Consider the following 19,169-nt stretch of genomic DNA (forward strand, 5'->3'; position numbering starts at 1 on the left):
GCGTCAGGTGCTGAAGGCTGCCGGGCTGTGCGGAGTTCTTGGAGGTCGGGGATGTGGTTGTAGAGGGTGCCCACGCTGACGCCGAGCAGTTGGCGATCGAGGTGACCGACCTGCGAGATCGCGAGCCGCCTTTAGGAGTTCGGCGTCGACCACGGTGGGGCGGCCGCCAACGCGGCCGCCCGCCCGCGCGGCGGCCAGACCCTCATGCGTACCGGCGATGATGAGGTCGCGAATGAACTCAGCCAGTGCGGCGAAGACGTGGAAGACGAGGTGGCCGCCGGGGGTGGTGGTGTCGAGGCGCGCACACCGACAGCGAGACCAAACCAGCCCCGCAAACCCGGTGGGGCCGGCGGGTTCATCCCACGCATGCCCGGCTCCCTGCAGCACGACGCGCGCCGCCCTCTCAGCAGCGCGCGTCTTCCCGCACTTCCAGGAGCGGCAGGCCCGCCGCGTACCGCCGGAAGAAACCGGCGGTCGGAGTGTCCGTGGTGGCGACGGCGTCCGGAGTTCCCTCCGCGATCACCGCGCCCCCGTCCGGACCGGCCCCCGGCCCCAGGTCGATCACCCAGTCCGCGGACGCGGCGACGGGGATGTCATGTTCGGCCACGACGACGGTGTTGCCCGAGTCGAGCAACACATCGAGCGCATCCACCACACGCTGGATGTCGGACGGGTGCAGACCCGAAACGGGTTCGTCGAGAACGACAAGGCCGGCCTTGCGGCCCGCGGCACCGCGTTGGATCGCGGACGCCAGCTTCAGCCGCTGCGCCTCGCCGCCGGACAACTCTGTGGCGCTCTGGCCGAGTTGGAGATAGCCAAGCCCGACCTGGTTCAAGGTTGCCAGGATTTCCGCGAGTTGCCGGGGCTCGGCGAACCGCTCCACAGCCTCGGCGACGGTCAGCTCCAGCACCTGATCGATAGCCAGCCCCTGATGCCTGATCTCCAAAGCCTCAGGCTTGTAGCGCCGACCCTCGCACGCGTCGCAGACCACCCATACATCCGGTAGGAAGTGCATGTTGACGAGCTTGCGGCCATAACCGGTGCAGGTTTCGCATCGGCCACCACCCGCGGTGTTGAAGCTGAACCAGGAGGCATTGACCCCGCGCCCGCGCGCCACGTCAGTTTCGGCGAACAGCTTGCGGACAATGTCGAACGCCTTGCTGTAGGTGGCCGGGTTGGACCGCGGCGTGCGCCCGAGCGGTTCCTGATCGACGACGGCGACCCAATCGAACCCCTCCAGGCCGGTCACCTGTCGCACCGTGTTAGTCATCCGCCCGTTCAGGGCGGCCTCCACGCTCGCCGCGAGCGCGCCGAGCAGACTGCTCTTGCCGCTGCCGCTCACCCCGGTCAGGCATGTGAGCCGGCCAGCGGGAAATCGCACCAGGTTCGCGGTCACATTGTGCGCACGCAAGTCGTGCAGTTCCACCCAGCCGGTGTCCTCCCCTGCCGAACGGCGAATCCGGCGTAGCCGTGGCCCCTTGCCGGCCAGGTAGCGGCCGGTCAATGACGTCGGGTGGGCGGCCGCGTTGGCGGGAGGCCCCGACACCAGGACCTCACCGCCGAGGCGGCCCGCGCCGGGCCCCATGTCGATCACCCAGTCGGCCCGGGCGATCAGCTCAGGGTCGTGTTCGACCAGGAGCACCGTGTTGCCGGCCTTACGCAGCTCCAGGGCGATGTCGAGCAGGTGCGCCTTGTCGGCCGGATGCAGCCCGGTGCCGGGCTCGTCCAGGACGAAGACGATGCCGCTCAGCTCGGTGCTGAGCTGCGCGGCGAGCCGGGTTCGCTGTATTTCACCCCCGGACAGCGTCGTCGCGCTCCGGGACAGCTGGAGATGCGCGAGGCCGAGCCGGTCAAGGATCGCGAGCCTTCGGCCCAGGTCCTGCAGCAGCGGCTCGCCGACCTCGCGCTGCCGGGCGCCCAGGTCGCCGGCCACCCGCTTGGCCCAGCTGCGTACCTTTCGTACGTCCACCTCGAGCAGGTCGGGGAAGGTCAGCCCGCCGAGCCGCACCGACCGGGCCACCTTGTCGTACCCGCTGCCGCCGCAGGTGCCGCACGGCTGCTTGCGCATGTACGGCAGGTAGCGCTGCTTGGCGCTGGAGGTCTGGGCGTTCACGAACACCCGCTCCACCTCGGCGAGCGCGCCCCGTAGCGGCTGGCTGGAGGTGTAGGTCACCTGGGCCGTCTCGTTTTTGTTCGTCATGTTGACGGTCGCCTCGATCTTCTCCTCACCCGTGCCGTACAGCACACAGTGACGGAACTCCTCCGGCAGTGACTGCCATGGCCGGCCGAGGTCCACGCCGCGTTTCTCGGCGAGCGCCGGCACGAACACATGCTCCCCCGACCGCCATTTCGCGTACCAGGGCGAGGCCCCCTCGAAGAGCGGAAGCTCCGGGTGGGTGATGACCAGGTCCTCCTGCGCCTGCCATCGCCCGCCCACGCCGTGGCAGTCCGCACAGCTCCCTTCCGGCGTGTCGCGGTCGAAATGAGCGGTCGTCAGATGCCCGTCCCCGCTCTCCGCCGCCGTGTCCGCGCCGATTCCCGGCAGGCGCGAGTACAGCAGCCCCAGGTGCCCGTCGATACCGGTCATTGTCGCGACCGTGGAGCGGGGGTTGCGGTTCAGGCGGCGCTGGTCGACCGCGAGCGTCGCGCCGAGTCCCAGGATGCGGTCGACCTTCGGGCGGTTGCGCTGGGTGATGTACTGCCGCACGAACGGCGAAAGCCCTTCCAGATACCGCAACTGCGCCTCATTGTGCAGGGTATCGATGGCCAGCGAGGTCTTGCCGCTGCCGCTCACTCCGGTGAAGGCGACAAGCCGCCCTTTGGGGATGCTGACCGATACGTCCCGCAGATTGTTGGTACGGGCCCCCACCACCTCGATGGTCTCGCACTCGATACCCGCGACGTCCCGTACGAACGCAGTCAACCTTCGTCCATCCTCTCGCAAGACAACAGAACATGGGCAGGCAGACACCCATGCCGAACAAACCGATCACGCCACCACGCGGCCGCTTCAGCACGTGGCCGGTTTGATGCGGCCCGTGCCGCAGATCAGGACCGCGGCACCGAAGTGAGCTTGTTGACGCCGGGAGCGTAGGCGGTCATCCAGTGCGGATGCAGCCGGTAGTAGACGACGTCGTTGTCCCAGTCGGAGAAGTCGCCGTAGAAATCCTTGAAGTAGGCGAGCAGGTCCGGCCAGTCCTCGGCCGGCTCGCTGTCCTCAGGGCTGAGGATCTCCACCGTGCCGTGGGTGAACACGCCCAGGTCCTCACCGCGCATGTGCGCGACGCTGACAGCGGGGCGGGCGGCCAGGTGGCGGGCCTTGGCGGCACCGCGCGCCGTGCCGAAGTGCCACTTGCCGTGCAGGAAGTGCCCATCCACACCGCTGATCCGCGGCTCGCCCTTCGCCGTCACGGTGGACAGGGCGAGGGTGCACATTCCGGTCAGGATCCGGGTGAGCTGCTCCGCGGTCAGGGTGTTCTCGGTGACGATCGAGCGGAGGTGCGAGGTAGAGCGGGAAAGGGAGGCTTCGAGGAGAGCCTGAAGCTCCTTGAGCTCCTCGGGGGTTTCGCGCATCGAGGTCCTTGTCTATCTGTGAGCTGACCGGTGAACCGATGATCGCTCTAAAACCCGACGCCTTGTGTCATGTTTTTCGGACGTCCTGCGAAACCGCCGGGGCGCGCATCTCAAGACCGGTTCACTTGGCGAAGGCGGCCAGGCGATGCGACTGGTCCGCCGGTTCTGCTCGGAGCCTTTGGCGTCGGTGGAGCTAACCGACTAGTTAGGGCGTTCCATTTCGTTCCGTCGCGGAACCGGTACCGCCCGGGGCCGTAGCCGGGGTGCTCCCGCGGAGCGAGGGTGGCGCCGGGGGCCTGCGACGCGCCGAAGCCGGCCGGCGTGACCGCCCTGGCGACCCGAGCGGGCGGCGCCGGTTAGGTGACGAAGGCGGTGTATCGGCCGTTGTGGCCGAGGAGGCTGGCGTGCGTGCCGGTCTCCACGACGCGGCCGTGGTCCAGTACGACGATCTGGTCGGCGTTCCGGACCGTGGACAGCCGGTGTGCGATGGTGATCGTGGTCCGGCCTTGGGTGAGCAGGTCGAACGCCTCCTGTACCGCGCGCTCGGTCGCGGTGTCCAGCGCGCTGGTGGCCTCGTCCAGGACGAGCACGCGCGGGTCGCGCAGCAGCGTGCGGGCGATCGCGATCCGCTGCCGCTCGCCGCCGGAGAAGCGGTGCCCGCGGGACCCGACCACGGTGTCGTAGCCGTCCGGCAAGCCGGTGATCAGATCGTGGATCTGGGCGGCGGTGGCGGCCGCCTCGATCTCGGCGTCGGTCGCCGACGGCCGTGCGGACCGGAGGTTGTCGCGTACGGTGCCGTGCAGCAGGTAGGTCTCCTGGCTGACCATGCCGACGGTCGCGGCGAGGTCGGCGAGCGTGAGGTCGCGCAGGTCGATGCCGTCGAGGGTGACCCGGCCGCCGGTGGGGTCGCGCAGCCGCGGTACGAGTGATGCCAGTGTGCTCTTGCCGGCACCGGTCTCGCCGACCACGGCCAGCGTCGTCCCAGCGGGTACGTCAATGGTCACGCCGGCGACCGCGGCCGGGCCGCCACCGGGGTAAGCGACGGTGACGTCCTCGAAGCGTAGCCGGCCGGTGACGGTGGCCGGGTCGATCCGTACGGGGTCGGCTGGGTCGTCGATCTCGACCGGTAGGTCCAAGTACTCGAAGACGCGGCCGAAAAGGGCCAGCGAGCCGCTCACCATGGCGCCGGTGTTCAGCAGGCCCATCATCGGCTGGAGCAGCGCCGACTGCAGGCCGGTGAACGCGACCACCGTGCCGATGGTGGTCGTTTCGGCGTAGCCGGCGCCAACGTAGATCATGGCCGGGATCGCGGAGAACAGGACGTTCAGCGCCACCATCCGCCACCGGCCGGTGAGCTGGGCGCGGAGCTCGAGGTCGACCAGGCGGGTGGAGATCTCGGTGAACCGGGCGACCTGGCCGGGCCCGGTGCCGAGCGTCTTGATCAGCTGGATGCCGTTGACCGAAAGGCTCTCCTCAACCGTGACGGTGAGATCTTCGTACTCGAGCTGCCGCCGGCTGAGTATTCTCCGGCGCAGCGCGGCGACGTGCCGGGTGACCAGCACCGCCGGTGTCGTCACCACGAGTGAGATGAGCATGAGCCGCCAGGACAACGCGGCCATCGCCACGGCAACGGCGACGGCCGTCGTGAGCTGCGACGCGGCCGAGGAGACGGCCGAGATGATCACGTTCTGCAGGCCTCCGACATCGTTGGCGATCCGCGACTGCACCTCCCCGGCCCGGGTCCGGGTGAAGAACGCGAGCGACTGCCGCTGCAGATGGGCGAACACCTGAGTCCGCAGCCGGTGCATGATCCGCAAGCCGACCCGGGAACTGATCCAGCCCTGCACCATGCTCAGCACGGCGACCAGCGCCGCCACCGCGACGAGACCGGCACCGAGCTGGTAGAGCAGAGCGAGGTCGCGCCGTGGCAACGCGGTGTCGATGACCGCCCGCACCAGGAACGGTGACACCGTCCCCACCACGGACGTGGCAACGGTGACCGTCAGCATCAGGACCAGCGCCGGCCAGTGCGGCGCGAACAGCCCGCCCAGCCGGTGCAGCGGCACCCTGTGCTCGGTCACCGACCCCACCGCACGGGCAGCAGCAGGGACGGGATCTGCGGCGCCGCCAGCCGAAGGTAGAAGTAGCCGATCCCGGCCAGGCCGAGCATCAGGTTCGGGCTCTCCTCACTGTGGGTTCCGCACGGCCAGGTGCCGGTACTCGCGTTCCGCTCCAGCCCGTGGTCGGCGACGAGCGATGGGATATCGCGGCCACCGGCCTCGGCGCCGAGGATCACGCCCGCCTGCTGGAAGGACTCCGCGTTGCCGGGGAGCCCGTGACAGAGCGAGTAGTCGGCGCCGCCGCCTTCCAACAGCCGGCGCGTCACCCGCTCGGTGGTGGCGAGCGCCGTGATCGCGTCCTGCCGCCACCGCGGCTCGCCGAGCTGCTCGTAGGCGTGCAGGCGGGACAGCGCGATGCCCGGGGCTCCGGTACACCACAGCGGGGTGTACACGCGGGCCCGGCCGGCGTCGGTGTGGCTCCGGAAGTCCGGCCAGTCGCCTTCTTCGACGCTCAGCCAGCGGTTCTCATAGCGCATCGCGTTACGGGCGGCCGTCGCGAACAGTTCCTCCCCGGTCAGCCGGTACGCCTCGATCAGCGCGATGGCCACTCCCGCCGTGCCGTGCGAGAGTCCGGTGAGATCACGCTGAGCGGATATCCGGAATGAGTGCCAGGACCAGCCGGTGCGGGTCTTGCGGGCGGTTCGCAGCAGCCAGCCGGCGGCCGTTGCCGCCGCCTCTGCCAGCGCGTCCTCGCCGGTGTAGCGATGTCCCAGGACAAGCGCCAAGACGGTGCCGGCCATACCCGACATGAGATCGAACTCCGGCCGGCCCGGCGACTCGACGTCCTGCCCGTCGACCGCCTCGACGAGCCGGCAGACCTCACGCAGCAGGCCGGTCCCGGCGTCGACGAACTCCGCAGCGTCCAGCAGCAGCCCGGTGCGAAGCGCGGCCACCCCCATTCCGGACCAGCCGGTGTAGAAGGCCACGCGCATGTGGGGATCGAGCTCCTCGCGCCGGGAGAACGCATGCCGCATCGCCGCCAGCGCCGTCGGCCGGAACTCGTCCTGGCCAGTGGTTGTGCACAGCTGGGCGAGGAACAGTGCGACGCCGCTGCTGCCGGCGTACAGGTTCGGGCCGAGCGCTCGGTAGGTCAACGCGAGCCTCGCGCCGTTCCGGTTCCGCAGATCCAGCGGTTCGGCGCCGACCCAGTTGCAGCGGTCCCCCGACCAGATGGCTTCGGCCACCAGCCGGGCGCCGATTCCCACCGCAGCCGACAGCCGCCGGTCCGCGGTGCCGGCGGCGGGGCTGTAGCCGGGCGCGGTCATGAGACGCCAACCAGGTCGGGACTCAGGTGCGCGGCGTCCAGATCGATGCGGGCTTCGGCAAAGCGTTCTTCCACGGCGGCCAGTACGGTCGCGTCGTCTGCCCATCCCGATTCGTGCGACCGCACCAGCGCCTCGGCGAGCAGCCGGCAGCGGTGCTCCCCGAAGCTTCTCCCTGTTCCCGGGTCTTCGGCGAAACCCAGACCAGGGGCCAGCTGGGCGGTGAAGACTGGCGTACGCGGGGAGAGGAAGCCGGCGATCTCGGCGTGCAGGGCGAGCATCAGATCGGCCAGCGCGGGATAGTCGTCGCGGGGCAGGTAGATGACTCCCGCGTCGCACCGGATGAAGGTGCTCGGGTCGTTCGGCACCTTGAGGTTGAACGCCGCCGCCGCGGAGTTGAGCAGCCGAGTCGCGGCCGCGACGAACGGGGCGGCCCCGTCCGGGCGCAAATTCCAGTACAGGCGTACGGGCCGTCGGCTGTCCATCGGGCGGTCGCCGCAGGCCAGGTAGAAACCGGGAGAGACCCAGAAAAGCTCCTTGGGCAGCCGTAGTGCAGCCCATTCGCCGGCGGCCGGTGCCGTCAGGCTCAGCTCGTCCGCCATGACGGTCAGTTCCAGCCCGTTCTTGACGACCATCACTCCGTACTCGTCGGTTCCCCGCACCTGCCAGCCGCCGTCCAGATGTCCCTGCCCGCAGTTCGCCGCCGACAGCGCGGCCTCGAAATCGTGCCGGCTCGATGACAGCCTGTTGACATGCCATCGCGTACGCTCGGCTCGGCCTTGTCGGTAGAAGTCGGCGTACAACCGGCTGGACAACTGGTCCACGAGATAGTCCCGGGTCGCGCGCGAGCTGAGCGTACGGGCGGCGCGGGCCGCCGGTCGCGCAGACATCACGCCGAACCACGAGTAGCACGCCGGCGGGTAGATGCGGGTGGCGGCAATGGCCTCGGCCACGAGCGCGCGGGTGTCACTCATCACTTCCCTCTCGCGGGGACAGGCCAAGCAGATGCTCGGCCGCTTCTTCGGGCCGGGTCAGCACGTTCTCGGCCAGTTGGGTGAGGCAGACCACCACCGTGGACACGCGGGACAGGGGCTTGGTCCGCTCGCACGCGGTCTGCAACAGCCGTGCGCCCGCGTAACGGACGCTGCGGATCAGTGCCGCATCCGCCGTCGCGGCGTCCCACCCGCGGGCGCGCACGTAGGTCGCCCAGAACGCCCGCATCGCGTTGTGCATGCGCCCCAGCGGGAAGCGAGCCTGGTCGAGGTAGTGGCCGGGTTGCTCGCTGCCGGTCAGCGGGAACGAGATCAGCCAGTGGTGCAGGTAGGAGGAGAAGATCGAACCGGTGTCCCAGCAGGCATCGCCGAGGTTGCCGAGCTCCCAGTCGACGAGCGCCAGCCGGGTATGCCGGCCGGAGGTACCGGCCGCGAGGACCACACAGTTCTCCAGCTTGAGATCGTGGTGGATGAAGGCATCGGTCCGCCAGCCGGCGCGTAGCTGCGCGAGCGCCGCCCGCAGTTCCGGAGACGACTGCACGATCCGCACCAGCCCGATGCCCGCGTTGCTCATCTGGCGATAGAACGCCGTTCCCGGCCGGTCCAGCCGCAGCGCCCAGGGCAGGTAGCCGGGAAACTCCGACGGTCGTTCCCGCGCCGGGCCGGTGGCATGTTCGTGCAGATCGGCGAGTGCGGCCCCGAGCCGGGTTCCGAGGGTGACCGGAAAACGCCGCGTACGGGCATGGTGGGTGAGGAGGTCCGATGCGTCCGGGAACAGTTCCAGGACGAGCACGCCGTGGTCTGCGTCGAACCCCAGGCAGCGTGGCACCGGCACCGAAGCTCCGCTGGAAGGATGTCGCCGGGGAAGCGAGTCGAGCAGCGCATACACCGCTGCCTCGTGTGCGGTCGTTCCCGGCCCGGTCCAGCCGGTGACCGGCTGGACCGGATCGGACCTACCCTGCTTGATGAACAGCCCGACCGCCGGGTCGGCACGCACAATGACGTTGCTATGACGGCTGGACGCATCGACCATGCCGAGACCGCCGTCAACTACCGCGTCCGGGTGAACATGCTGCCGATCCAGCAGATAGCCGGTCAGCTCCGATAGGCCGAGGACCATGGGTTAGCAGCCGAAGGTATTGCTGCATACCTGGAGGTCGGTCGCGCAGCCGAAGTCGGTCGGAAGCGCGGTGGTGTGGCAACCGTCGGTCTCGATCCGGCAGGCCGGAACGTGCATGTTGTTTGTGCACGTGACGGCTTCCGAAAAGGCCGCTTGTAGAAGATATGGCCGGCCGTGCTCGACGAATGGGGTGACGTCAGCCGATTGAAGGTGCCTGGCGACAATACCGCCCTGCAGGAAAGACGCTTGTGGGTTCGAGGCGAACCCGTAACTGCCGAACTGACTACGCATGCCGCTCCTTCGATGACGGCGGCGATCGATTCACCGCCTCCTGTGCGTGGCCGGGCTCACTGGAGAAGGCCCTGAGCCTTTCACTGGTTAGGCGTTCCATTGCGTTCCATCGCGTTCCATCGCTGAACCGGTACTGCCTGAAACGCCTCTGATGTGGCGCTGAAACCTCGATTAACCGGTTGCGGGCGCCGCGCTGGCGCCACCGAACAAGCCGAAGTCGTCGACCGCATCTTCATCTAGCCCCGCACCGTTCTACGGCGCGCTGGCGATCACCGCCACACATTCCACGCTCTGCCCGGTTCCGTATTCCGGCCAGTGATCCTCTACGGCGATATTCCTCACGCATTGACCGTAACGGCCGCTCCCCCGCCCCTCGTCAGATGCTTCGCCGCCCTGCACACGCCGCGGCGGCGGAGCGGATTGCCTTCGCCGGGCGGGTGACGGCCGGGCCGGCGGCGATGCCGCCCAGGAGGCCGCTCGGCAGACGGCAGCCATGGGGCCCCATAGAGGGCATGTCCCTCTCAAGTGCGGATTGTAGAAGAAATGTATAAGAAATATAGAGGAGTACGGCCGGGGCGCCAGGTCCTCAAATTTTCAAAGGTCTTATCCAAACCCTTCCTGGCGAACGCGTACTCGCCGGCCGTCCAGCAGGCCGACACATAACGTCTCGATAACATCCATATCGCTTCGGCTTGACCGCAATCAAAGTCCGACGTGTACTCAAGCGCGGATTGCTCAAAGGTTAACTGCTCAATCTCATTCACTTCCAGCCCTCCGGACAGGCGGGAACATGATCAGATTATCGCCATCTCACTTAGGCGCGCCAGGACGAGGATGGGTGCTGGCCGCCCTGGCCGTTCTCACCATCCCTGTGGTTGCCACTGCTGCTCAGGCGCACGATGACGCTGACACGCCCATCCTTGGCATCGTGCGTGCGAACGACTACTTCAGTCCTTCCGGCCCCAACGATCAGCGATACAACGGCCACAAGGTGTTCCTTTCCTCGCCTCGGCACAATGACTCCGGCGACCGTGGAGAATGCCGAAATCCAGGCTACGAGGAAAACGTCAACGGGCGTCAGTTCAACTGGCGAGCGGCTAACGGAAACTTCATCGGAAGGGCCTATCGACCGACGTATTCCACGCGCAACCTGCACGGTCGCGGCTACCAAGTGGCCGTCAGCAAGAACACACGCGACAACGGGCATCTCAATAATCGGACCCGGTCGCGCAACTGGGGATCCGACGTTCACATCATCACCCACACCAACGCCACCACCGGCTGCAACGCCTCGGCGTCATATCTGCTGACGATGTACCAGCACACCAACGATCGCGGACTCGCGACCGCCCTTGGCCGGGCCCTGGACCCCGCCGTGCCCTCCAACTTCCGCCAGTCCAGGCGACCCGACCTGGCCGAGCTCAGGACCAACGCGCCCCGCGGCGACGCCTACGTCGAGCTGCAGTTCCACGACAATCAGACGACACAGAAGTGGATCCACAGCGAGAGCGTGTTCGCCGCCTGGCGCTACGGCATCGGGGTCGACCGCCACCTGAATTATCCTTGAGCCAGGGAGCCTTGAAATGATCAAGTTATCGGCAAAGCCGGCCTCGATCGTCGCAGGTGTCCTGCTCACGGTCACCGCGGTGCTCTCCTTCAGCATCGTGTCTCGAGGAGCAGCGAGCACCGTGCCTCAGGCGGGATCACCTCTCGACGACATTCCCGGCCTGGGAGTCTCCGACGCGGCAGCGCAGCGAGATGAGATCATCTCCTTCTGGGAGGCATGGAAGCGCGATACGAGCACCCAGAGATGCATGGCCGCAGCCGGGCTGGAGTGGCGCCCGGAAACCCTCTACATCGAAAAGTCCGTTCTCGGCGTGGCGAACGCGCTCGGCGTGCAGCCAACGCCCGGCTCGCTGCTCGGACAGGACCCCGAGCAGTACAACGAGGCGCTTGCCACCGGGCTGAAGGCCGAGAAAAAGGACACGTACTACCAGACTCTGTTCGGAGAGTCGGCGGAGGCGATCGCCTACTTCGAAGCCAACGACGGCGCAATCCCGCCGGGAAGCGATCCGGAAGCTTTCGCCCAGCACGGCTGCAAAGGCGACGCCGACAGGAGCGTCGGCAGCATCTGGAGTCTCAAGGCAGCACTGGCCGATCCGATCGACCGGCTCCGAGCCTCCGCGCGCGAAACGGATGCGTTCAAGCAGGGCGTGAGCGCCTACCAGCAGTGCCTGGCGAGCAAGGGCATCAACGCCACCGGCCCGGCCGACCTGGACATCCAGGCGGAGAACGCGACCACCGATACCGATGTACTCCACCAAGCCGCCACCACCTGCGACCCGCTCTGGCAGCAGGCCAACGATGCGGGCATCGCCACGCTGACCGACCAGTTCCGCAAGGAGCACGCAACCGCCATCGCATCCCAGCAAGCGAAATATGCCGGCACGCTTGACGCGATCCGCGCGGATAAGGCCTTCCACGTGTATCTCGCCGAGGCCGCCGGTCAGGCGCGCGCGAAACTGAGCGGTGGATGAGTCCTTTCCTGCTCACCCTTCGGCTCGTGCCGGCCGCGCTGATCCTTGCCGCCTGTGCGCCAAACGATGATCGCGGACAGGAGACGCGGACTCCGCCGACACGAGCCGTACCCAGCACGGCCAGCACCTCGCCACCGCCACCGCCCAGCGATGGCTACAACGAGTTCGAGGTTGCCCTCATGACGCTGCTACGCGATCTGGGCGTCCGTTCTCCCGGAGTCTTCGAGCACGGCTTCCAGGAGGCCTGGATCTCCGGCAACTGGAAGAACCGGCACATCCTCGTCCACCAATACACCAAGCCCGCCAAACGGGGCACGCCCGGCCCCGTCATCGACGAGGGCAAAATCGGCGGCGTGCCCATACAGATCGTCCACACCAAGCCATTCGGCCCTCTGATCCACTTCAGATGCAAGGGTCTCGGCTACGACGTCACCAGCCTGTCTGCCGACCTGAAACCAGGTTCCGGGCACCGAAGAGTCGCCGAATCGTTCGCCCGCACCCTCGTTCCCAAGGTCTGTTGAGCAGATCTCACCGGGCATGCGGCAGGTGGGGGTGCGGTCACAGCCATCGACGCCAAGACCCGCATGCCCGCCAGTCGCTCCAACCGCTACGCCATCAGTACGACTGCCTGGAAAGCAGGCCTGGACGTCCTGGCGCTCTACAAGCCGATCGGCCCATGAGCAGCAACCAATCCAGGGCTTTGTCAGCGGGTGCTTTCCAGGGCCGTCTTGACGAACCATGTGATCGAGGGTGATCGGCTGCCGACCGGCCAGAGAGCCAGGGTCCGGTACGGCGCCGCGTCGCGCACCGGCCGGTAGGTCACGTCGGGGCGGACATTCCGGGCGGCCAGCGAGGCGGGCACCAACGCGACGGCTTGTCCCAGGGCGATCACCTCCAGCAGCTGGGCAGTGTCCCGCACGGCGGGGCCGCCAGCCGGCCGATCCGGGTTTCCCAGCCAGTAATCGCGGTCGACGACCGTCGAGTCACTCCATTGGGGTGCCGGCTCGGTGACCAGGTCGGCGGTACTGAGGACCTCGCGCCCGGCGAGCTCGTGTCCGGAGGCGAGCGCCGCGACGCGTGGTTCGGTCCTCAGCAGCTCGGTGTCGAGGCCGTGGCCGTTGAAGCACCCGGCGATCGCCACGTCCGCGCGCCCATCGCGAACCATGTCGGCCTGCTCACCGAATCCGCTCACCACGACCCGCAGCTCCGGCGCGTCCGGCTCGGCACACGACCGTTCGCAGATCCAGTGCAGCAACTCCGTGGCCACCCCCGGTTTGGCGGTGACCAGGAGGCTGCGGCCAGGAAGGCCCGCACGCCGCGTCCGGCGTACCGCGGAATCGAGGACTTCGAGAACGACGGCCGCTTCCTTGACCAGAGTCCGACCAGCCTGGGTCAGCGCCAGCCGGTGCCGAGCGCGATCGAAGAGGGCGACACCGAGCCTGCGCTCCAGTTGACGTATCGCCCGAGACAACGGCGGCTGAGCGATACCGAGCCGCTCAGCCGCACGGGTGATGTTCAGCTCCTCGGCCACGGCACAGAAGTAGCGCAGTTCGCGGATGTCCGGCTCCGGCATACCAGCAGGGTATGGGGCAGCACCCACTCGGTCTTTGCCTCTCGGAGCTCCGGCGGCTGGAGTGGGGGCGTGAACGCGAATGAAGTAGTGCTTGTCACCGGCGGCAACAAAGGCATCGGCCGACAGATCGTCCACCGCCTCGCCCAGCAGGGCTTGACCGTCTTTCTCGGCGCCCGTAGTCCAGAGCGCGGCCACTCGGCCGTACAGGAGCTGAAGAAGGAATCGGCCACGGCAGGCAGCGGAAAGCCGGCCGGGACGGATGCCGATCCCAGCAGGACCGGCGCCCTGGATATCCGGTTTGTGCAGCTCGACGTGACCGATCCAGGATCCGTCGAGGCAGCCGTCAACAAGATCGAGACCGAGGCGGGACGGCTGGACGTGCTCATCAACAACGCCGGAATCATGGTTGAGTGGAGTGTCCGGACCGCCGACGTCACCGCCGCGCAACTCCGCGAGACCTACGAGGTCAACGTCTTCGGTGTCGTCACGGTCACAGCGGCCTGTGTTCCTCTGCTTCGCCGCTCCCCCAATCCGCGGATTGTCAACATGTCCAGCGGTCTTGGCTCGCTCACGCTCATGAGCGACCCGACGAGCCCTGTCCCGGCTCGCGCGTTCCTCGCCTATAGCTCGTCCAAAGCAGCGCTCAACGCCCTGACGCTGATCTATGCCAATACGCTCCGCGCCGAAGGCATCAAGGTCAACGCCGTCAGCCCGGGTCTGGTGCCCACCGACCAGAATGCCGCCGCGACCTTCCCCCGTGGCGACCGCACCACAGCCGACGGTGCCATCGTCCCGGCCCTGCTCGCGACGATCCCCGCCGACGGACCCACCGGCGCCTTCCGCGGCCCTGACTCACTGGACGACGTCATCGCCTGGTGAGTCTCCGGGCACAAGGACCCTGCAGATATCCACACGGCGACCAGTCGCTCCAGCCCTCCTGCGTTCGTCTGGCATGTACAGGATGGTGCACCTTACATACACTTGCACATATATACACTGATATGTATATTCGGGGTGTGGTCAACAGCGTGCAACTGCGAATGGCGGCGATCTCGGAGCCGAATCGGTTCCGGATCGTCGAGTTGCTCAGGGACGGCCCGCGCGCGGTGGGTGACATCGTCGAGGCGCTGAACCTGGGCCAACCGCAGGTGTCCCGGCATCTGCGACTGCTGTCCGAGGCGGGAGTGGTCGAGGCGACCAAGCAAGCACAGCAGCGGATCTACCGGCTCCACCCGGACGCGATGCGTGAGCTGAGTGACTGGGTGCTGGGGTTCGCCGTTCTGTGGTCGGGGCGGATGGATCGCCTCGGCGCCTTTCTCGATGACACGGCCGATCAGTGAGGAGCTTGAGCATGTCCCCAGACAACGCGGACGGGATCGTGGTCGACAGGTCGGCCAACACCCTGCGCATCAGCCGCACCTACGCGGCCGGGGTCGAGCGGGTGTGGTGGGCCTGGACGGACGCCGAGGCGATCACTCGCTGGTGGGGACCGCAGGGATGGGCCGCGACCGTGCACGAGATGGACGTGCGGCCGGGAGGCCGCTGGCGCTTCGAGATCGCGCCGGCGGACGGCTCGGCCGCGCCGGTGCGCATCATCGCCACCTACACCACCGTCATCGATCGTCGCGAGCTCGCCTATGACGACGTGTTCGCCGACACGGCGTGGCAGCCCGACGGCACCGGCACCTTCCCGACTTCGGTCACCTTCACCTCCACCGGCACCGGCTGCTTCGTCTCCGTCGCCGCGCAGTTCCCCGACGGCCCAGCACTGCAACGGGCCGTAGAACTTCAGATGGCCGACGGCTACGCCGAAGCGCTCGACCGGCTTGGCGGCCTGCTGGACGGCCCCTCAACCAACGAAGGAGAAACGATCATGTCCGACCTTTCCACCCTCACCTCCGCCGACGGCACCACGATCGCCTACAAGAAGACCGGTTCCGGCCCCGCGATCATCGTGGTCAGCAATGTCGCCGAAGACCACACCGGCGTCGCGGGCGTGGCCGAGGCGTTGTCCAAGGACTTCACGGTGATCAGCTTCGACCGACGCGGCCGCGGCGCCAGCGGCGACCCGCAGCCTTACGACCCTGCGCGCGAGATCGAGGACATTGCCGCGCTCATCGAGGTCGCGGGCGGCTCTGCGGCCCTGACCAGCGGTTCCGGTGGGTGCGGGCTGACCTTGGACGCGGCGAGCGCGCTGGGTGACAAGGTCACCGGACTCTACCTGTACGAGCCGCCGTTCATCGTCGACGGCTCCAAGCCGCCGGCGCCCGCCGGCTACGTCGAAAGCCAGAAGGCCCTGGTCGCGGCGGGCAAGCGCAGCGAAGCCGTCGAATACTTCATGACCGAGATGATCGGCGTCCCGGGCGAGTACATCCCGGCGATGAAGCAGGACCCCTCCTGGGAGGCCATGGCCAAGTACGCCCACACCTACGCCTACGACGGCCAGATCATGCGCGGCCTCCAGGACGGCAAGCCGCTGCCCACCGACCGCTGGTCGATCAAGGCGCCGATCGCGGTGGCCGTCGGTGGCAACGGCGAGGCCTTCATCCGCGCCGGCGCCCAGGCACTGGCCGCGATCCTGCCGAACGTGACCGTGCTGACCCTCGCCGACCAGGATCACTCCGCCTTCTGGATGGCCCCTGAGCCGGTCGCTGACCAGGCCCGCAAGTTCCTGCTCGGCTGAGGGCGTCCCGCTCCCGTGAACAGATCCGGGTGCGCTGCGCGAGTGAACATATCGGAGTACGCCGAGCTCGTCAGACGCGCAGACCGGACATGCCGCTGATGAACGCGCTCCCTCCAACTCCCGGCCTTTCGCGTACGCGGCGGCGAACTCCTGTTTGCCGAGTGCGGCCCGGCCCCGGCGGGTGCGCGCGGCGGCATTCACCGCCACCAGCGACATGGTCGGCAGCTCCCGGGTCGCCAGCGCGGCCACGTGCGCCTCCCGCAGCGCCTTGTCCGCGCCGGAGATGGGATCGATTCTCAACACCCATCGGCCTGCCACACTACGGACGTGAACGGAATCTTTCCCGCTGACGGGCTCGCAGCGAACCGCACCCTTTGGGATGCTCGGGCCCAGGCGCACGGCACAACGCCCAACGACGTGCTCTACGACGTCGACTCGTTCCTGGCGGGCCGGCAGACGCTCTTCGGGATCGAGCTGGAGCTGGCCGGTGATGTGGCCGGCAAGGATGTGCTGCATCTGCAGTGCCACTTCGGCATGGACACACTCAACTGGGCCCGTCTGGGTGCCAGGGTCACCGGTGTCGATTTCTCCTCGACGGCGATCGGCCGGGCACGCGAGCTGGCCGAGCTCGCCGGGCTGACCGCCGACTTCATCGAGGCGGACACGCAGAACCTGCCGTCCGGCCTGGCGGGCAGGTTCGACCTGGTGATCGCCACTTACGGGGTGCTGTGCTGGATCGGGGACCTTGAGGCGTGGATGCGTGGTGCGGCGATGGCGCTGCGGCCAGGTGGGACGCTGGTGCTGGTCGACCTGCATCCCGCCTACCAGATCCTGGCCAGCTATGAGCCGCTCGTGGCCGACCGGCCCTACGGCGGAGGCCAGCCCCAGCGTGAGGTCGTCAAGAGCACGTATGCGGACCCGGACCTGCCGATGACCGCGCAGGAGGTGGTCCAGTACCCGCACTCGGTGGGCGAGATCGTGACAGCGGCTGCCGGATCGGGACTGATCATCGATTGGCTCGGCGAGCACACCGAGGCCGACTTCCCCGGGAGTCGCATCCTGCCCGAAGAGCCCGACGGCACCCGTCGGTTCCCGTTCGGCGACACCTACCTGCCGATCCTCTACTCGCTGCGAGCGAGATCACCCCGGGCAACCACTGCGTAGCCGCCCGCGCGGGCTGGAGGTCGAGCACGGTGCTTGGACGGCGTCCGCACCGTCACCCAACCATCGGCCGGCGACGGCAGAGATTGCGTCACGGTTTGCTGTGGCCTGACCCCCGGCACGGAGGATGGCACGGCGAGGCCGCGCGTTGGGCCCCGGTTCATCAGCCCGGTGAGCGCGTCAACATCCTGGGGTTCTTCCCCGACCTTGCCGCGCCAGATGCGCCTTATGCGATCAGGGCGTTCACTGAGCAGGCAGTGAGTGCGCGGGTGGAGAAGCTGGTCCTGCTCTCCGGGCGCGGAGAGGAGGAGGCTCAGGTCGGCGAGCAGATCGTGGCTGGCTCGGGCGTGGAGTGGACAGTGCTGCGCGCGAGCTGGTTCAACCAGAACTACCTGCTGGAGCCGGTGCTCGAAGGCGAGGTCGTGCTTCCTGCCGGCGATATCCCCGAGCCGTTCGTCGACGCCGCTGTCGCCGTACTCACCCAGGATGGACATCACGGGAAGATCTATGAGCTGACCGGGCCCAGACTGCTCCTGACTACGCCTGTGCTTCCAAGGGGTGATGAGCCTGGTCAGGATGGTGATGACGGCGGCCAGGGCGGCGCTGGCAGCCCAGACCAACAAGGCGATGGTCAGCAGGTAGAGCACCAGCCGCACGATCATGCGCCAGTTCGGGCGGGCGGGGGTGCCGGTAAGAATCGTGTCATGAGCCTCAGCTGCGGCCGCCGGCTCGCCGTCGACCAGCACAGCGACCTCGAACGCCCCGTCACTGCGGCGATCGCCGCCGCCCGAGCGCAGTGAGATGCCTCTTGACGCCTACCTGTGGGCGCGGTATTTCCTGCTTAGGAAAGTTTCCTAAACAAAACCCGCACAAGTCGGCCTTCGAACCAAACCGGAGGAAGCGCACGTGAGACTCAGGGAGCGAGCCGCGGCCATCGCCGCCGCGATTCTCAGCGCCGGCCTGGTGCTGAGCACCACCACACCGGCTCACGCCGTCCCCGACAACTGCACCGTGAACACGTATGGCGTCTGGATGGTCACGAGTACGTGCACCACCGGCACCGGGGAACACCGCGTCTCAGCCATCTACACCAACTCCGGCGGCCACCCGCAGTCGGCGACGGGGAACTGGGCGCCGGTGGGCGGCCAGTCCGTCGCCTACACCAGTGGTTACGTCACCTACTCGTGGGTGGAGAAGCGCGGCTGACCGCCAACGGCGGCCTCGGCCTCCTGCACCCACGAGGCCGGTGCGGGTGTGGTGAAGGATTCTGACAGTGCTCACGACATGAAGTGCAAGTAGCGCTCCGTGACGGAGTCGAGCGGTTCCAGCTGCTGCTGGATGCTTCTGGCTCGCCCGGTACCGGCATCAGGAAAGGGGAGGTCATAGTGTCGCCGCATCCGAAACGAGGACAAGGCCCAGCCTGGTCCGCTCCGGCGATACTCACGAGCGTGTTGCCAAACCCCAGGTCGTCGTCACATCAAACGTCGTGATCAGAGCCGTGCCGCCGGAAGGTTTGCAGTAAGACCAGCGCCGCAGCGTATGCCACGCCGTACCATGCGGGGAGCCAGCCGCCTCCGATCATGGCGACGGCGAGGCTAATCGCCGAAACCGCGGCAAGCAGCAGCGCGCCGGCGGTCCGCTCCCGCGCGACGTGCGCTGCCGTCCCGGCCGCCCCCAGGGCGCCCGAGGCGGCGAGGAGATCCGCCACGAGCCACGCGTCGAGCAGTCCCGCCCGCGCCAGCAGGTCGAGCAGCGGCAACGGGAGCCAAGGCGTCCAGATCCAGGCGAGCCCACCGGCCAGATTGACGGCCGAGGGGAGCGTCAGCAGCAGCGACGCCGCGGCCAGCGCCCACCCGC

At 67.9% G+C, this 19,169-nt stretch carries 19 protein-coding genes; 9 read left to right on the forward strand and 10 right to left on the reverse strand.

Annotation, left to right across the window (positions count from 1 at the left end; genetic code table 11):
* Window positions 1-3 precede the first annotated feature (3 nt).
* From ACFWY5_RS23680 to ACFWY5_RS23715, 8 genes are all read right to left on the reverse strand, one after another.
* The gene (locus ACFWY5_RS23680) at window positions 4-387 is read right to left on the reverse strand and encodes a recombinase family protein (protein WP_379634323.1); all 384 of its coding nucleotides are present in this window, start codon (window positions 385-387) and stop codon (window positions 4-6) included.
* Window positions 388-403: 16 nt separating this feature from the next.
* The gene (locus tag ACFWY5_RS23685; protein ID WP_379634325.1) at window positions 404-2,923 is read right to left on the reverse strand and encodes an excinuclease ABC subunit UvrA; all 2,520 of its coding nucleotides are present in this window, start codon (window positions 2,921-2,923) and stop codon (window positions 404-406) included.
* 125 nt (window positions 2,924-3,048) lie between these two features.
* Window positions 3,049-3,573: a pyridoxamine 5'-phosphate oxidase family protein gene (locus ACFWY5_RS23690; protein ID WP_379634327.1), complete on the reverse strand. Its 525-nt coding sequence runs from the start codon at window positions 3,571-3,573 to the stop codon at window positions 3,049-3,051.
* 356 nt (window positions 3,574-3,929) lie between these two features.
* Window positions 3,930-5,654, reverse strand: a complete 1,725-nt coding sequence (locus ACFWY5_RS23695) for an ABC transporter ATP-binding protein (protein WP_379634329.1) — start codon at window positions 5,652-5,654, stop codon at window positions 3,930-3,932.
* Window positions 5,651-6,958 carry a lanthionine synthetase LanC family protein gene (locus ACFWY5_RS23700; protein ID WP_379634331.1) on the reverse strand — a complete coding sequence of 436 codons (1,308 nt, stop codon included), beginning with the start codon at window positions 6,956-6,958 and terminating at the stop codon, window positions 5,651-5,653. The genes ACFWY5_RS23695 and ACFWY5_RS23700 overlap by 4 nt, the downstream gene beginning before the upstream one ends.
* A complete protein-coding gene (locus ACFWY5_RS23705) occupies window positions 6,955-7,929 on the reverse strand; it encodes a T3SS effector HopA1 family protein (RefSeq protein ID WP_379616175.1) in 975 nt (324 codons plus the stop codon). The genes ACFWY5_RS23700 and ACFWY5_RS23705 overlap by 4 nt, the downstream gene beginning before the upstream one ends.
* Window positions 7,922-9,067: a phosphotransferase family protein gene (locus ACFWY5_RS23710; RefSeq protein WP_379634333.1), complete on the reverse strand. Its 1,146-nt coding sequence runs from the start codon at window positions 9,065-9,067 to the stop codon at window positions 7,922-7,924. Before ACFWY5_RS23710 ends, ACFWY5_RS23705 begins: the two co-directional genes overlap by 8 nt.
* Before the next feature lie 3 nt (window positions 9,068-9,070).
* Window positions 9,071-9,358, reverse strand: coding sequence for a hypothetical protein (locus ACFWY5_RS23715; protein WP_379634335.1), 288 nt, complete (start codon window positions 9,356-9,358; stop codon window positions 9,071-9,073).
* Between the two features lie 838 nt (window positions 9,359-10,196).
* Between ACFWY5_RS23715 and ACFWY5_RS23720 the strand changes: the two genes are divergently transcribed.
* The 3 genes from ACFWY5_RS23720 to ACFWY5_RS23730 are packed head-to-tail and all read left to right on the forward strand — an operon-like array spanning window position 10,197 to window position 12,416.
* The gene (locus ACFWY5_RS23720) at window positions 10,197-10,925 is read left to right on the forward strand and encodes a hypothetical protein (RefSeq protein WP_379634337.1); all 729 of its coding nucleotides are present in this window, start codon (window positions 10,197-10,199) and stop codon (window positions 10,923-10,925) included.
* Between the two features lie 16 nt (window positions 10,926-10,941).
* Window positions 10,942-11,895 carry a hypothetical protein gene (locus ACFWY5_RS23725; protein ID WP_379634339.1) on the forward strand — a complete coding sequence of 318 codons (954 nt, stop codon included), beginning with the start codon at window positions 10,942-10,944 and terminating at the stop codon, window positions 11,893-11,895.
* Complete coding sequence (locus ACFWY5_RS23730; protein ID WP_379634341.1) at window positions 11,892-12,416, forward strand: hypothetical protein; 525 nt, start codon at window positions 11,892-11,894, stop codon at window positions 12,414-12,416. Before ACFWY5_RS23725 ends, ACFWY5_RS23730 begins: the two co-directional genes overlap by 4 nt.
* Before the next feature lie 182 nt (window positions 12,417-12,598).
* Here the strand turns inward: ACFWY5_RS23730 and ACFWY5_RS23735 are convergent, their stop codons facing one another.
* A complete protein-coding gene (locus ACFWY5_RS23735) occupies window positions 12,599-13,468 on the reverse strand; it encodes a LysR family transcriptional regulator (protein ID WP_379634343.1) in 870 nt (289 codons plus the stop codon).
* 69 nt (window positions 13,469-13,537) lie between these two features.
* Here ACFWY5_RS23735 and ACFWY5_RS23740 point away from each other — a divergent pair, with 69 nt between their 5' ends.
* From ACFWY5_RS23740 to ACFWY5_RS23765, 6 genes are all read left to right on the forward strand, one after another.
* Entirely contained in the window at window positions 13,538-14,347 is an 810-nt protein-coding gene (locus tag ACFWY5_RS23740) for an SDR family NAD(P)-dependent oxidoreductase (protein ID WP_379634345.1), read from the forward strand.
* Window positions 14,348-14,484: 137 nt separating this feature from the next.
* Window positions 14,485-14,808, forward strand: coding sequence for an ArsR/SmtB family transcription factor (locus ACFWY5_RS23745; RefSeq protein WP_379634347.1), 324 nt, complete (start codon window positions 14,485-14,487; stop codon window positions 14,806-14,808).
* 11 nt (window positions 14,809-14,819) lie between these two features.
* Window positions 14,820-16,151 (forward strand): alpha/beta fold hydrolase, encoded by a 1,332-nt coding sequence (locus ACFWY5_RS23750; protein ID WP_379634350.1) that lies wholly within the window; start codon window positions 14,820-14,822, stop codon window positions 16,149-16,151.
* 327 nt (window positions 16,152-16,478) lie between these two features.
* Entirely contained in the window at window positions 16,479-17,315 is an 837-nt protein-coding gene (locus ACFWY5_RS23755; RefSeq protein WP_379634352.1) for a class I SAM-dependent methyltransferase, read from the forward strand.
* A 266-nt stretch (window positions 17,316-17,581) separates the two neighbouring features.
* Window positions 17,582-18,112: an SDR family oxidoreductase gene (locus ACFWY5_RS23760; protein ID WP_379634354.1), complete on the forward strand. Its 531-nt coding sequence runs from the start codon at window positions 17,582-17,584 to the stop codon at window positions 18,110-18,112.
* A 106-nt stretch (window positions 18,113-18,218) separates the two neighbouring features.
* Window positions 18,219-18,518: a hypothetical protein gene (locus ACFWY5_RS23765; protein ID WP_379634356.1), complete on the forward strand. Its 300-nt coding sequence runs from the start codon at window positions 18,219-18,221 to the stop codon at window positions 18,516-18,518.
* A gap of 271 nt (window positions 18,519-18,789) precedes the next feature.
* Here the strand turns inward: ACFWY5_RS23765 and ACFWY5_RS23770 are convergent, their stop codons facing one another.
* Window positions 18,790-19,071 carry a hypothetical protein gene (locus ACFWY5_RS23770; protein WP_379634358.1) on the reverse strand — a complete coding sequence of 94 codons (282 nt, stop codon included), beginning with the start codon at window positions 19,069-19,071 and terminating at the stop codon, window positions 18,790-18,792.
* Between the last annotated feature and the right edge of the window lie 98 nt (window positions 19,072-19,169).

This window comes from Nonomuraea sp. NPDC059007, from assembly GCF_042740555.1.
Taxonomy (GTDB): domain Bacteria; phylum Actinomycetota; class Actinomycetes; order Streptosporangiales; family Streptosporangiaceae; genus Nonomuraea.